Below are 13,944 nucleotides of genomic sequence, written 5' to 3'. Positions count from 1 at the left end.
CACCTCTATCAAATGGATGTCTGAACAGGCTTCTTCAATGCCGCAGACGCCTTGTAAATAAACAGCGTTACGATCACGATGACCGCACAGCTTAAATAGGTAAATTGATAGTCAAAGTAGGCAATGAGCAAGCCCATAATGACGGAACCAATGGCCAGGCCAATATCAAATAAAGCAAAGAACGTTGAAATGGCATGCCCCATGCGCTGCTTAGACACGGACTGTATCGCCAGTGTTTGCATGCAGGGAAATAATGAGCCATAGCCCATGCCGATAAACACCGCGGACAGCCACAGCACCCATTGATTATCCATAAAACTGACGATGACCAAGCCAATGGCAAATGAAATAAAAGATGGATAAATAACCGAACTTGGCCCTTTTTGATCATACCATTTGCCCATCCATGGGCGCACCGCAATCATGGATACAGCAAACACAATAAAAAATAAGCTGGCGGCGCTTAATAAATGCCGGCTGTCAGCAAATGCTGTAATAAAGCTGGTGATGCTGGAATAAGCAAAAGCCACCAACAGTGCAATCAGGCTGATTGGCAGAACCTTCACTTCGACAATATCATGCCAGCTTAGCGTCGGTTTTGGCGCATCCGCGTCTTGAACTGCTTTCGGAGATTCCTGCACCTTTAAGGTTAAACAGACGATATATCCTATGCAGGTCACAATGCTCAGCAGCGCAAACAGCGCGGTGAAGCTGGCAAACTGTATGACGGTTAATGCAATGAGCGGCCCAAAGACCACGCCCAAATTGGTCGACATGACAAAATAGCCCATGCCCTCGCCTTTACGGTGTTCTGGAATAAAATCATTCACCACGGGCACATTGACTGTAGTCAAAATACTGAACCAAAAGCCATGCAAAAAACGCGCAAGCAGCAAAGACCCTAAACTGTCTATCAGCAAATAGCTGAATGCAAACAATACAAACAGCAGCCCAGCGCCGCGCAGCGCATTTTTTTTCCCCAGCCGTTCTACAATCAGTCCTGAAAAGGGGCGAATGGCAATAGAAGACACTAAAAACAGCGTCAATGCTAATCCGGCTTCTTTAATTGTGCCGCCTAAGTCCTGCATGATGTAAATCGGCAGCACCGTGAGCATGGCAAAATAATAAATAAACAGAAACAGGTTATTGCACAGGCACAGTATGAATGCACGGTTCCACAGCTGTTCAGCAGGCGTTGGAAATTCAGGCATCCAGCTCATGCGCTGCCGCCTGCCAGTGAAGGCGTAATAAGAATTGGCTGCAGCGCCAGATGCACCAGCTGCTGAATATAGCGCTCATCGGGCATCCAGTTGAAAAAGATAATTTGATAATGGATCGGGCCGTAAAGCATATCCAGCATCAATTCAAAAGGATAATCCGCCTTAATTTCTCCGCGCGCGATGGCCTGTGCAATCAGCTTGCGGGTCTGTTCACGGCGCGGCAGCAGGTATTGTTTAAAAAATTCCCCTGCAGCCTCACGGTGTTCCGCCATTACCACCAGCAGCGCCCGCCCAACATGCTGGTTCAATGCGCTGGACAGCTTAAGCAGCTGCTGATTTAAATTGAATTCCAAAGACTGGTTAAAATCCAAATCAAAAACAGACACGGTATTTTCTTTAAAAGCTTCAAACACCAAATCCGATTTATGCTTCCACCAGCGGTAAATCGTCGACTTACCGACGCCTGCCCGCGCGGCAATATCTTCGACTGTCAATTTGCTATAGTCACACTCCGCTAAGGCGTCATTCACGGCGCGCAAAATGCATTGCCTGCGCCTTGAGCTTTTTTCAGTTTCATTTGCTCCAGACAGTTCTAGCGCATTATTCACTGCATTCATGTGCAATCCATAGATAAATATAAAACGAAACGTATCGTTTCATATTACGCTGAATTGATGCGGTTCTCTATCCATTTCTTACCGTCCTGAATCAAACTTTAGTTGAATACCCGGAATTGAGGCTGTTAAAATTGCAGGCGCTGATCTTCAGGCCTCCGCCCAGAAAAATCACAAATACCGAATAAAAATAATCTTTAAAAAAACAATAAATTTCAGGAAATTTCCATGTCCAAATCGGCTTTGCCTGCAGGCTTATGCATTTTACTTTTAACCGCATGCAGCGAACCGCTTCCGCAAGACAAGCACCACTATGCAGGCACTTGGCAAAACGATGACAGCAGCACCATCTTCGAGATCAGCCCGTCAGGGCAATTGCATTACATCAAGCTTGAAATGCGCAGCAAAAAATCCATCACAGGCAAAATTCAATCCTTTCACCACAATATCATCCAAATTGGCTTTTGGCCTTTCAGTTCTGAATTCAAGGTATCTGCTGCCCCCCATCTCAGCAGCAGCGGGATCTGGAGCATGACGGTAGACGGAGAGTATTTGATCAACCGCCAGCCATAAAAAAAGCCGCCATTGGGCGGCTTTGATTGCATCAGCAGAAAATCAGCTGTGCGATGATTTTTTATAGATGCTGCATGACGGATGATGGTTTTCCTGCAGGCGCGCAATTTTACGCTGTTCAGCCGCTTCAAAACGGCAGCGCTTCCAGTCATTATTCAGATTCAGCTCTGGAATCGGTTTCGGTTTGCCGTTTTCATCCACAGCCACCATCGTGAAGTAACAGCTGTTGGTATGGCGCACGGTGCGCTTTTGAATATTCTGCGCTTCAACGCGGATGCCGATTTCCATCGACGTGCGGCCCACATGATTTACGCTGGCCAGAAAAGTCACCAGCTCGCCCACATGAATCGGTTCCTTAAAATTAACCTTATCTACAGATAATGTTACGACATAACTGCCTGAGTAACGGCTGGCGCATGCATACGCTACTTGGTCCAGCAGTTTTAAAATTGTTCCGCCATGCACATTGCCTGAAAAATTCGCCATATCTGGGGTCATCAGGACGGACATGTTTAATTCAGATTGGTCTTCTAATATCGGAGCAATTTGATCTAATGGGGACATCGCGTTTCTCTAGACTTTATGAAAGGACATTGATAAGTGTGATTATTATATCGGTTTTACACTCAATAAAATGTTCTATTCGGCAAAAAATTCATCACTATTATTTATAGTGATTTAGACATCATTCAAAAAAATATATAGTATTTAATTAAATGGTTGAGTATTAAGCATATTTATGAATATCTGCGCATTTCACTAAATCACCTCATTTTAAAGGCATGACAAAAAAATAAAGCGGCATCCATCATATCGGCCTCTATGTTCCTCATGGAGCACTGCATTAAATGACACACATGCTAAATTTTAGGCGGGAGAATTTTCAGCATTTCAAAGGCGACGTTGTTATAGCTTAATTTCTGCTGATTGGCCAACTCAGTTTCAATACAAAAAGAGCCATCAACCTGAACGGCTGTGACAATAAAAACCTGCTGTTCCATGGCCGCCAGAGTGACTTTCTGACCAATTTTCAATGTATGCATTTGGTTTTACTCATGCTTTTATTAATTGATTTCAGCTATAAAAAGCTCGCAAAAGTGTAGCGGGTTTACACACACAGGTAAACGGGAATCTCTGCATTAAAAATGCTAAATAGAAAATTTATATTATACTTAATGTTTTATGAATTAATTTTATTATTAATAAATTTCAAAAACTTAATATCAATTCAAAAAATACTGCCCTAAATGCCCTTCGTCCGTTCTAAAATCTATAACTATAAAGGCTAACAGATTCATAAAAGGCGGCATTCACCAGCCGATCATATGGAAAATGTTTAAATAGGCGTTGAAGTGCGGCCAAAAAAACTGACCGCTTCAACGTTTTTTAACGTCTATGCCTCAAAACAAAAATAGCTGCGCGTTCAATTATTGCTGCGCGCTGTACTGTACAGCGCCGCGTTCCAGCGGATGCTTGTGGTCTGCAAAAGTTTTAATAATGTCATTCAGCTTAAGCTCAGCGGCTGTAACTCCCGCCTGCATGGTCGCTTCACGGCCAGTGACATCAAAGATATGCGCTTTTTCACGGATATCCGGCTGAATCACAATATCAGCCCGCTTTAATTCTTCTTTAGCCAAGTAGTACTGCATGATATTGATGTTCTGGTTAAACAGCCCCCAGACATTGCTGGTTTCGGTATGAATCGGCTGCGCTAAAATATCCACGGCAATAATAATGTCTGCCCCCAAATCCCGCGCGACATCTACCGGAACGGGGCTGACTAAACCGCCATCCACATATTCCTGATGATTAATCACTGCAGGAATAAACATGCTAGGAATAGACACCGAAGCGCGCACCGCCTGTCCCGTATTGCCGGCATTAAACACCATTTTACGGCCTTGCTGCAGTTCGGTGGCCACCACATACATTGGGGTTTTCAGCAATTCCAACGGGGTGTTGTTCACCTGCTTGTTGACATATTCCTCAACTTTTTTGCCATCCAGCACGCCTTTTTTAGCCAAGCGGATTTCCCGCACATCATTGGGCTTCATATTCAGCGCAATTTCACGCATTTCTTCTGCATTTAGTCCCGAGGCGTACAACGTACCGACAATACTGCCCGCACTGGTGCCCACAATAAAATCCGGCTTAATGCCATTGGCTTCCAGGACCTGAATCGCGCCAATATGTGCGTAGCCCCGCGCGCCGCCGCTGCCTAAAACCAAGGCAACAATTGGCCTTTTTTCTTGCTGTTTCAGTTTTTTAAAGTCAATACGGTCCTTGCCCGCATAGGCTTCAACCATATTCAGGGCAGGCGCGGCGCTTTGCTGCGCTGCCGACAGGGCTTGTTCAGCAGGTTTCGCCGCAACGGTTTGAGAGGCTGCAAGCACGACGCAAGTCAACGCAGCAAAAGCAGATTTCATTTTCACTACAGAGATTCCAACATTCATTATTCGTTTTCTTTAGACTCCAACAGTCTAAAGAGATCAGATCATCACCATTGTTATGATTCGTTAAGCGGCGCCTGCACTTTCACATTTTCTGACTTCGCCATAGTCTGAAATTATAATCCAATCCGCTTTGCTTCGCAGTGTTTGCCGATGCACTCCAAATCACTGCTGTGCATATTTGGGAGCTATCTATTTGATCCTTTGCATCAGCACTTTACCCAAAAAAACAAATGGCAGACAGATGGTGAATATTCGCAGATCATGGCTTTGCAGCATTATGGGCAGCTTTACCGCTTAATCCCGCCGTATAAGCAGTCAGCCTGCCATTTAAGTTACATGGATATTCGCTGCTGCATAAAAAAATACCCAAGTTTCCTTGGGTATTTTTTTAAAGCTCGTTAAATTCCAAACAGTCTTCAATTATGCAAAGAATTTTAAAATAAATTGAATAACTGTCGCATTAATCAAGTCAACAAAAAATGCGCCGCAGAGCGGTACAATCAAGAATGCTTTGTGTGAAGGCCCATACATATTGGTAATGGCCTGCATATTGGCAACGGCTGTCGGCGTAGCGCCCATGCCAAAACCGCAATGCCCTGCAGCCAAGACCGCCGCATCATAGTTTTTACCCATAACACGGAAAGTGACAAAGGCGGCATACAGTCCCATCGTTAAGGTTTGCGCGCCCAAAATAACAACCAGCGGGCCAGCCAAGTCAGATAATTGCCACAGTTTTAAAGAAAGCAAAGCCATCGCTAAATACAGTGAAAGCGACGTATTTCCAAAAACATCAATCGCGCGGTCGAAAATTTGAATTTTAAAAATGCCTTCCAGCACATTGCGCAGAATAACGCCGCCGGCCAAAGCCCAGACAAATGTCGGCAATTCAAACATTGTTCCTTTGCTGTATCCGGTCATAAATTCAGCAAATGCCAAACAGCCTGCAAATAAGCCCAATGTCGTAATGGCATTATCCGCCGTAATTAAGCGGACACGGTGCGGATGCTCAAATGGAACATATTCTGCAGAATTTATATCGGCCAAAGGGGTGCTGTCACTTTTTTCGATCTGTTCATTGGTGCGCGGCGTAGCTAACTTATAACGGTTAATCAGCAATTTTGCTAAAGGGCCGCCAATAATGCCGCCAATAATCAAACCGAAGGTCGCACTCGCCATGCCAAGCGCCAATGCGCCTTGGATGCCGTGCTGGGTTTCTAAAATTTCACCCCAGGCGCCTGCTGTGCCATGTCCCCCAGTCAGCGTGATAGAGCCCGCAATCAAGCCGATTAATGGATCAATGCCCATGATTGTCGCCAGGCTAATGCCGACAAAATCCTGCACCACAATAAACGATGCGACAGCCACAAGGAAGATTACTAAGCCCAAGCCGCCTTCTCTCAATTTAGCGAAGTTGGCGCTTAAGCCAATAGAAGCAAAGAAGATCAGCATAAAACTGGTTTGCAGCTGACTGCTGGTGGTAATGCTGTATCCCCAGAGCTGATGCACAACCAGCGATAGAACAGCGGCGACTAAGCCGCCCGCAACGGGTTCAGGAATATTATAGCGTTTTAAAAAACCGATTTTATTAACGAGAAACCGCCCAAGCAATAGCACGATCACGGCAGCAATTAAGGTATAAAATGCGTTAAAAGTAAATTCCATAATAATAGTCCATGCAGGTAATGAACCAGAGCAATTAAAAATTTACTAAAATGAATAAAATCTGGCAAGACTTAACCCAATGCCGAAATTTTATTCCAAATATTTATGCTGTGGCTCATTTGATGCTTCTCATGTAAATGACTTGCAATACCATACTCCCCTAATGGCATATGTATTGCCCAAATATTCCGCCCACTCCTAATGATTTAGACTTTTAACGGATATCCTTGTCAAATCTTTTGATCAACCATCAATATGAATAAAAGTGCGACATTATGCATAGTTTTTGTGTAAAAACTTTATTTTTTTACAATAATTCATATCAGTAGCAGTTATAGCTTTTTTATATTTATTTTCTAAAAAAATGGGGTTTGATTTATAAGCGCTAAATTCAGCCTTCTCAAATGAAAAACAGGAGCTTTATGCTCCTGTTTTTTAGGCAATTTAAAAATCCAGATTAGAAACTGTATTTAGCCATTAAGCCAACACGGTCATCGTGGTATGAGTTGCCGCCAAATGCTTTACGCTTACCATTGATGTATTCCACACCCAGTTCAACTGGTTTTACTGGTGCGTAAATAATATTCAGCCAAGCCTGTTGAACTTCTTCGTTTGCATTGCTGTTTGACACATCTTTCGCATAAGCGCTGCCGTCATCAGCAAATAACGCGCCATACGCTAAAGTTGAACGCAATTTTTCGTTGAACTTATAGGTAGCGCCGACTTGCACAGCTGTAAATTTATTTTGTTCAACACTGCCATTCACTACAGAGTATGCAGAATTTGAACCGTATAAATAGTTGCTGTTGCCTTCCGCGTATGAAACATCGCCATTCAGCTTCAATTGATCCGTCACCGCATATGATGCGCCAGCTGCAACGCCCCAAGCTGTTTCAGTTTCATTGGCAGCGTCTGACTTGTAATTTTCAACCAGTGCGCGCGCAGATGCTGAACCCTTGCCCTCAGCAAAACCTTGAGTCAGTTTAGCGGTTAAGTTCGGAACGCGGTAAGACGTATCTGCCGCAACTGTACCTTTACTGTCACCTTCTTCAGCAGAAACAAACAATTGAGTTTGCGGCGCAAGTTTAAAATTATAGCGTACTTGCGGTAAACGCTGAGTGCCGCCGCCAATATTGGTGCTGAAGTCAATCATTTCAGGTGCATGGCTAGACAGGAAGTTCGACGTTGTTTGACCGAATAGCCAGTTGTTGTAAGTCAAGTACGCATGACGGATACGGAAACCTTCACCTTTAACGCTGTCAGGATCAGCAAAATCCGCTTCAATTTTACCGCCGACTTTATTGTCAGCGCCTACAGGAGCGCTGAAGTCTAAGCCAATACGTGTAGTTTTTGCTGTCGCGCGCAATTTGTCTTTTGTCGCGCCTGTAGAAGATGCTACGCCACCAAAGTCTCCATCAAAACCTTCAATGATGTAGTTGGCATCACCGCGTACAAAACCATAAACATTTACATCTGCACCAGCCTTAGATTTCAGCCCAGCAAGTGGTGAAACAGGCGCTGCCACAACAGCTACTGGAGCAGGACGCGTTTTGACCTGCTGAATATCAGCCTGCTGCTGTACTTGAACCTGCTGCTGCTGTTTGATCAATGCCTTCAGTTCTGCAACTTCAGCCCGCAACTGCGCAACTTCTTTTTGTTCAGCTGTGGCTGCTTGCGCAGAGTTCAGCATCAGTGCTGAAACGGCAATGGCTAAGCTGTATTGAGCTGCAGGTTTTTTAAGTTGAGCGAAATTCATATATTCTCCAGATGAATTCTAGTTTCACGCAATCATTTTCAATCCAGATGAAAATGTAATTTTTGTGACAATTTTTAAGTTTTTCCTAATTGCACATTTATACAGGAAAAATTAACCACTAGTTTGCTGATTTTACGCATTTGTAATTTATATAATGAATAAGCAATTTTGCTCAGTTTTTCACAGCAATAAATTTCAAAACGCCTAAACAGCACCATGTTCACCATTTTGCAATGGCTGCATTGTCTTGCAATAATTGGTCCTGTTGAACCGCTCCTTTTTATAAATCCATTTCATCTTCAGTATTTTTAAAATTGAGCTGATCTTCCTGACACCTCATGCTGATTATTTGAACGGACAACGCCGCGAATGACTATCTGTGCTTTAGTAGCATGCAGTTGACGCTCAGCAATACGTTATTGCACAAAAGCCGGATTTACCGAGCGGTTAATCTTCATGGAAGATATAAGTTCTTGAACACGGTCATAGAATTGCACAAGACATCCATGCCGCCACTCGCCGAATACGCCAATACTATACCTTAAGGGTAAATATTTATACCTTTAGGGTGTTAAAACTTTATCGTCTTTTTCACAATTCAGCAGCGAAGCTTGTTCTAAAACGCATATTAATGTTAAACATTTGAATGAAAATTTAAAAATTAAAGCAATCACAGGTAGGCATATGGACCAGCAGCTGCAGCAAGCCGTAGATCAAGTCATCACCTCGCGTCATTCTGTACGTGCGTTTTTGGACACGCCAGTTGACCGCAAAACACTCAAAGAGATCCTTCAGGTGGCCAGCCGCGCTCCGTCTGGAACCAATACCCAGCCGTGGCGGGTTTATGTCGTGCAGGGCCGGAAACGGGATGCCTTGACTGAAAAAGTCTGCACCGCGCAATCCGCCTTATTTTTGAACCCGGAATTGGCAAAAAACTATACAGAAACCTTTCCCTACTACCCTGAACAATGGCTTTCACCCTATATTGAGCGCCGCCGTGAAAATGGCTGGGGCTTATATGGCTTACTGAAAATTCAGAAAGGTGAAAAAGAAAAAATGGCGCAGCAGCAGCTGCGCAATTTCAAATTGTTTGATGCGCCCGTTGGGCTGTTCTTTACCGTACATAAATCTTTGGGCATTGGCGCAAAAATGGATATCGCCATGATGATTCAGAATGTCATGCTGGCAGCCAAAGCCCGCGGTTTAGATACTTGCCCACAAGCCGCCTGGAATCACTTCCACAGCATTGTGCTCAGTGAAGTTCATGCCTCCAGCGACGAAGAACTGGTATGCGGCATGGCTTTAGGCTATGCCGATCCTGATCATATCGTAAATACCTTTATTACACCGCGTGTCCCGGTGGAGGATTTTGCTGTATTTATTGAATGAAGGCTTGCTGACCGCATCGCAGCAAAAGGGGCCAAGCCCCTTTTTTATCTCGGACCTTTCAGCCGTTCATGGCAGGCATTCAGCAATCCCTCTGTTCCGCTTCAGGCCATTTTAAACGGCTCGTGCATTCTGAATGCTGCGAATTGCATACAGCGCCAGCGCTATGAACAGCAGCATCACCGCTGCCATATTCAATAATGGGCTCCAAAACAAGAAATTCAAAATCAGTCCGCCTAACAGGCCGCAGGCAAACTGCATGCTGCCCATGACTGCGCTGGCCGTTCCTGCACGCGCACCCTGCTCAGACATTGCCAAAGCCATTGCATTTGGGCCGGTAAAGCCGATGCCGGAAACCGTCAAAAACATGCCCAGCATGACTGAAACCATCGGCGCGTGCGGCAGCAGTCCGCCAGCGAACAAAATCATTACACCTGAAAGCTGAATATAGGCGCCCATTTTTAAACGCTGCATAACACTGATTTTTGCCGCCAGATGCTTATTGAATGTCGAAAACAGCATAATGCCAAAGGCGTTCGCACCAAAAGCGTAAGCAAATTGCTGCTGCGTCAGCCCATAGCCATCCATTAAAACCGGCGCAGATGAACTGATATAGCAGAACAGCAAACCGCCCGAGAAGCAGCCAATGATCATCGGCAGGCGGAAGCTGGCATCTTTAAAAATTGTCGCGTACAGCAGCAGCACTTGTTTAAAGCTTAACTTTAGACGCCTGGATGCAGGCAAAGACTCATGAAAGAAAAAGTGCACGCAGCATAGGCAGACAACACCCATCAAGCTTAATGCGGCAAACACTGCATGCCAGCTGAAAAATTTTAAAATCCACGAACCCAGTGTTGGCGCAATAATCGGCGCGATCCCCATCACAATCATCATGCTTGAAAATGCCTGCGCAGACGCCTGCATATCTAAACGGTCCCGGATGGCTGCCCGCGCAATCACGACCCCTACGCATCCGCCTAAAGCCTGCAAGATGCGGGCAGCAATCAGGCTCCATTCATTTTGCACCATCAGGCACAGCAAACTTGCCGCAATGTACAGACACAGTCCAAAATACAGCGGAATTTTACGGCCAATACGGTCACTGAGCGGGCCATAAATCAGCTGCCCCACGGCCAAGCCTAAAAAGTATGCAGGTAAGGTATTGGCAATCCTCTGCGTGCTGACGCCAAAATCATGCGCCATTTGCGGCAAAGCCGGCAAATACATATCAATCGACAGCGGGCCCAGCGAAGTCAGCAGCGCTAACAGCATGATCCATGCGCTGGAATACTGCGTTTTGCTTTGTTCTGTCTGCATAGAGATATTTTCGTTTCTAAATGATGAGAATGCAGACAAGTTTACACGTGTCATAGTATTATTTCGGCATATTCAAAGTGAAAAATCACACAATTCCAATATCAGCTGACCGCTCTGCTCCAGACAGCAAAGGATAGAAATTGAACTCTTGGCTCGCACGGCTAAAACAAGCAACGTACAACACCACATTCATGTACAACATCCGCATGATTATCGCGTTTGCGGGTACGGCTTTTGTCCCGTATTTCATCGGGCAGCAGCTGTACACGATCCCCCTCACCTTAGGGGTTGTGGCTGCAGGCTTAAGCGATATCGATGACCGCTTTTCTGTGCGGATCATGAATCTGATCTATACCTATATCGGGTTCTTTGTGACTGCGGTATCGGTCTATCTGCTGTTTCCCTATCCAATTCTATTTGCCATTGGCTTAATTGTGTCCTGCATTGGCTGGATTTTACTGGGGTCACTGGGGCGGCGCTATGCCACGATCTCCTACGGCTGTTTAGTCATCTCTGTATATTCCATGCTTGGCGTCAGCCTTTTTGACAACTGGTATACGCAGGCAAGCTTGCTGGTCATAGGCGCGGCTTGGTACGGCTTAATTTCCACCATCAGCTTCCTGCTGTTTCCTGTACGCCAAGTGCAGGACAAACTGGCGCAGTGCTATTCGTCTTTAGCCGACTTCTTATTTGCCAAATCGAATCTATTTGATGTAGACATGACACCGGCCAGCTATCAGCAAAGCATGATTGAGCTGTCTTTAGAAAATGGAAAATTAATCACCATTTTCAACGATATGAAAACCGCCTTGCTGACCCGTTTAAAAGGCGACCGCGGCCAGCGCGATACACGGCGCAGCCTGCAGTATTATTTTGTGGCGCAGGATATTCATGAACGCGCCGATTCTGCGCATATTGACTATCAAAAGCTGTCTAAGATTTTCGAACACAGCGATATCCTGTTCCGCTTTCAGCGCATTTTGTCTCTTCAGGCCAAAGCCTGCAAAGACTTAAGCAGCAGCATTCTGCAGCGCACCCCCTATAATCACAGCAAACGCTTTAAGCATGCTTTTCAAAATCTGAAATTATCCTTAGAAAAGCTCCGAGCCGAACAGCAGTATGATCAGGTTTGGGTGAATTCGCTGTTTTCACTTTATCAAAATTTAAAAGCCATCGATTCACAGCTGCGCAATGTGGAAACCGAACGCCATATGAATTTTGACAGAGCCAAGCACATCGAAAATCAGCTTAAAGATGATGACTTAAAAGGCTGGGATGACATGGTCATTCGGGTCAAACAGCATCTGACGCCTGAATCGGTCTTGTTCCGGCATGCCGTTCGAGTCTCTTTGGTGCTGTTCATTGGCTATATTTTTGTGCAGCTGACCGACATTCAATACGGCTACTGGATTCTGCTGACTGCTTTATTTGTCAGCCAGCCGAACTTTAACGCCACCAAGCGCCGACTATATTTGCGGATTATTGGAACCTTAATCGGCATTATTTTAGGCTACGCGATTTTGTATTTTATCCCTTCGATTGAAGGCCAGCTGCTGCTGCTGATTCTCAGCGGCGTGCTGTTCTTTGAATTGCGAAGCAAACAGTATGCGCAAGCCACAGCCTTCATCACAATCTTGGCGATGATCAACTTCAATTTAGACGGACTGGGCTTTGCTGCGGCCATGCCGCGCATGATCGACACCCTGATCGGCTGCGCTTTAGCCTGGTTTGGCGTCAGCTTTATTTTCCCGGACTGGAAATTCCGCCGCCTGCCGCGCACCATCAAGCGCTCTTTACAGGCGCAATGCGATTACTTGTCAGAAGTGGTTGAGCAATACAAGCATGGCCGCAACAATGGCCTGAATTACCGCGTGGTGCGCCGCGCCGCGCACAATACCGATGCCGACGTCGCTTCTTTAATTTCAACACTGGCGACCGAGCCGGATTTTGATCCTGCACAAAAAGCTCAAGCTTTTGAATTCCTCTGTTTGAATCACACCTTTATCAGCTATATTGCCGCCTTAGGCGCGCACCGTGAAAAAATTCAGGATCAGGAAGTCTTAAATCTGCTGGACAAAGCTTTGGATGATATCCAAGGTGCGCTTTTGCGTGATGAAGTGCCGGACTTAACCGCAACCAATATGCTGCAGGCTATCCGCCAGCGCTTATCGCAAAACAATGATGATGATCAGAAATCATTGATCATTTTGCAGCAGCTGTCATTAATGTTCAGTATTTTGGATCAAATCAGCCATTTGAAGCAGAATTTAAGCCATGACCATGACCCGCATGCAACCGAATTGGCTTCTTTATAATTTGGCTGAATTTGGAACAATATACTCACTGGATTGGTACAAATAATGCTAAACTTTTTACAGTTTGAAATTTGTTAGTTTAATCATGACCGCTAAAAACGTTTACGCTTATACCCTGCAGCCTGTGGCTTATGAAGTTTCTGAAGCTGAGCAGCGCAATGCCCAGCTGGTGCTGTCCCGCAGCAACTATAAAATCGGCACAAAAGCCTGGCTGATCATGGGCGCAATCATTGCCCTTTCACTGCTCGGAATTCTGTTAATCAAAAATTATTCAACAGTATTCTGCTGGGTTGCCATTGCCTGTGTCGTTATTTATTTTCTTGTCCGCAAATTCGGCATCGAATGGTATGTAAAGCGCAAGCTGAATGAAACGCCAGTTCAAGAAATTAAAGGCATCCGCTTAGGCGTGCAGCCGCACGGCATTTCCATGCAGCAGCAGGTGGGCATGCAAATGGGCAACATGACTGTGGGCTGGAAAGATATTTACGAATGGTACAATACGCCAGAGTTCATTCTGATCAACTTTAAAATTAAAGATCAGCAAGGCGCGTATATTCTGCCTAAGCGCTTAGACAGCAAGAATTTTCCTTTTGCGACGATCCGCAAGCACTTAACTGAAACGGTTGGCGAGCCGAAATCAGTTTAAGC

At 45.2% G+C, this 13,944-nt stretch carries 12 protein-coding genes; 4 read left to right on the top strand and 8 right to left on the bottom strand.

What is annotated here, in order from left to right; genetic code table 11:
* Positions 1 to 8 precede the first annotated feature (8 nt).
* Together JZ784_RS07170 and JZ784_RS07165 are read right to left on the bottom strand one after the other, a co-directional pair.
* The gene (locus JZ784_RS07170; RefSeq protein WP_346314371.1) at positions 9 to 1,220 is read right to left on the bottom strand and encodes an MFS transporter; all 1,212 of its coding nucleotides are present in this window, start codon (positions 1,218 to 1,220) and stop codon (positions 9 to 11) included.
* Positions 1,217 to 1,837, bottom strand: a complete 621-nt coding sequence (locus JZ784_RS07165) for a TetR/AcrR family transcriptional regulator (RefSeq protein ID WP_346314370.1) — start codon at positions 1,835 to 1,837, stop codon at positions 1,217 to 1,219. The genes JZ784_RS07170 and JZ784_RS07165 overlap by 4 nt, the downstream gene beginning before the upstream one ends.
* A 225-nt stretch (positions 1,838 to 2,062) precedes the next feature.
* Here JZ784_RS07165 and JZ784_RS07160 point away from each other — a divergent pair, with 225 nt between their 5' ends.
* Positions 2,063 to 2,407, top strand: coding sequence for a hypothetical protein (locus JZ784_RS07160; protein WP_346314369.1), 345 nt, complete (start codon positions 2,063 to 2,065; stop codon positions 2,405 to 2,407).
* Between the two features lie 42 nt (positions 2,408 to 2,449).
* Here the strand turns inward: JZ784_RS07160 and JZ784_RS07155 are convergent, their stop codons facing one another.
* The 5 genes from JZ784_RS07155 to JZ784_RS07135 all read right to left on the bottom strand — a co-directional run bounded on the left by JZ784_RS07155 (position 2,450) and on the right by JZ784_RS07135 (position 8,278).
* Positions 2,450 to 2,971, bottom strand: coding sequence for an acyl-CoA thioesterase (locus tag JZ784_RS07155; protein WP_005008097.1), 522 nt, complete (start codon positions 2,969 to 2,971; stop codon positions 2,450 to 2,452).
* Between the two features lie 296 nt (positions 2,972 to 3,267).
* On the bottom strand, positions 3,268 to 3,450 hold the full coding sequence (locus JZ784_RS07150) for a hypothetical protein (protein ID WP_346314368.1): 183 nt from the start codon (positions 3,448 to 3,450) through the stop codon (positions 3,268 to 3,270).
* A gap of 384 nt (positions 3,451 to 3,834) precedes the next feature.
* A complete protein-coding gene (locus JZ784_RS07145; RefSeq protein ID WP_346314367.1) occupies positions 3,835 to 4,860 on the bottom strand; it encodes a patatin-like phospholipase family protein in 1,026 nt (341 codons plus the stop codon).
* Positions 4,861 to 5,280: 420 nt separating this feature from the next.
* Entirely contained in the window at positions 5,281 to 6,522 is a 1,242-nt protein-coding gene (gene gltS, locus JZ784_RS07140) for a sodium/glutamate symporter (protein WP_346314366.1), read from the bottom strand.
* Between the two features lie 457 nt (positions 6,523 to 6,979).
* Positions 6,980 to 8,278 (bottom strand): DcaP family trimeric outer membrane transporter, encoded by a 1,299-nt coding sequence (locus tag JZ784_RS07135; protein WP_346314365.1) that lies wholly within the window; start codon positions 8,276 to 8,278, stop codon positions 6,980 to 6,982.
* Between the two features lie 684 nt (positions 8,279 to 8,962).
* Here JZ784_RS07135 and JZ784_RS07130 point away from each other — a divergent pair.
* Positions 8,963 to 9,667 (top strand): nitroreductase, encoded by a 705-nt coding sequence (locus tag JZ784_RS07130; protein ID WP_346314364.1) that lies wholly within the window; start codon positions 8,963 to 8,965, stop codon positions 9,665 to 9,667.
* Between the two features lie 111 nt (positions 9,668 to 9,778).
* Here the strand turns inward: JZ784_RS07130 and JZ784_RS07125 are convergent, their stop codons facing one another.
* Positions 9,779 to 10,981, bottom strand: a complete 1,203-nt coding sequence (locus JZ784_RS07125) for a multidrug effflux MFS transporter (protein WP_346314363.1) — start codon at positions 10,979 to 10,981, stop codon at positions 9,779 to 9,781.
* A 140-nt stretch (positions 10,982 to 11,121) separates the two neighbouring features.
* Here JZ784_RS07125 and yccS point away from each other — a divergent pair, with 140 nt between their 5' ends.
* Together yccS and JZ784_RS07115 are read left to right on the top strand one after the other, a co-directional pair.
* Entirely contained in the window at positions 11,122 to 13,296 is a 2,175-nt protein-coding gene (yccS, locus tag JZ784_RS07120; RefSeq protein WP_346314362.1) for a YccS family putative transporter, read from the top strand.
* Between the two features lie 85 nt (positions 13,297 to 13,381).
* Positions 13,382 to 13,942 carry a YcxB family protein gene (locus JZ784_RS07115; RefSeq protein ID WP_346314361.1) on the top strand — a complete coding sequence of 187 codons (561 nt, stop codon included), beginning with the start codon at positions 13,382 to 13,384 and terminating at the stop codon, positions 13,940 to 13,942.
* Positions 13,943 to 13,944: the final 2 nt, after the last annotated feature.

It is taken from the genome of Acinetobacter sp. CWB-B33 (assembly GCF_039655955.1).
GTDB lineage: Bacteria > Pseudomonadota > Gammaproteobacteria > Pseudomonadales > Moraxellaceae > Acinetobacter > Acinetobacter bouvetii.
This window is presented reverse-complemented; position numbering and strand designations above follow the sequence as displayed.

Bases quoted from the DNA above. Each gene is read 5' to 3' on its own strand.
- JZ784_RS07125 (WP_346314363.1), bottom strand. From the start codon at position 10,981: ATGCAGACAGAACAAAGCAAAACGCAGTATTCCAGCGCATGGATCATG.
- JZ784_RS07135 (WP_346314365.1), bottom strand. From the start codon at position 8,278: ATGAATTTCGCTCAACTTAAAAAACCTGCAGCTCAATACAGCTTAGCC.
- JZ784_RS07145 (WP_346314367.1), bottom strand. From the start codon at position 4,860: ATGAATGTTGGAATCTCTGTAGTGAAAATGAAATCTGCTTTTGCTGCG.
- JZ784_RS07115 (WP_346314361.1), top strand. From the start codon at position 13,382: ATGACCGCTAAAAACGTTTACGCTTATACCCTGCAGCCTGTGGCTTAT.
- gltS (WP_346314366.1), bottom strand. From the start codon at position 6,522: ATGGAATTTACTTTTAACGCATTTTATACCTTAATTGCTGCCGTGATC.
- JZ784_RS07160 (WP_346314369.1), top strand. From the start codon at position 2,063: ATGTCCAAATCGGCTTTGCCTGCAGGCTTATGCATTTTACTTTTAACC.
- JZ784_RS07150 (WP_346314368.1), bottom strand. From the start codon at position 3,450: ATGCATACATTGAAAATTGGTCAGAAAGTCACTCTGGCGGCCATGGAA.
- JZ784_RS07165 (WP_346314370.1), bottom strand. From the start codon at position 1,837: ATGAATGCAGTGAATAATGCGCTAGAACTGTCTGGAGCAAATGAAACT.
- JZ784_RS07170 (WP_346314371.1), bottom strand. From the start codon at position 1,220: ATGAGCTGGATGCCTGAATTTCCAACGCCTGCTGAACAGCTGTGGAAC.
- JZ784_RS07155 (WP_005008097.1), bottom strand. From the start codon at position 2,971: ATGTCCCCATTAGATCAAATTGCTCCGATATTAGAAGACCAATCTGAA.
- JZ784_RS07130 (WP_346314364.1), top strand. From the start codon at position 8,963: ATGGACCAGCAGCTGCAGCAAGCCGTAGATCAAGTCATCACCTCGCGT.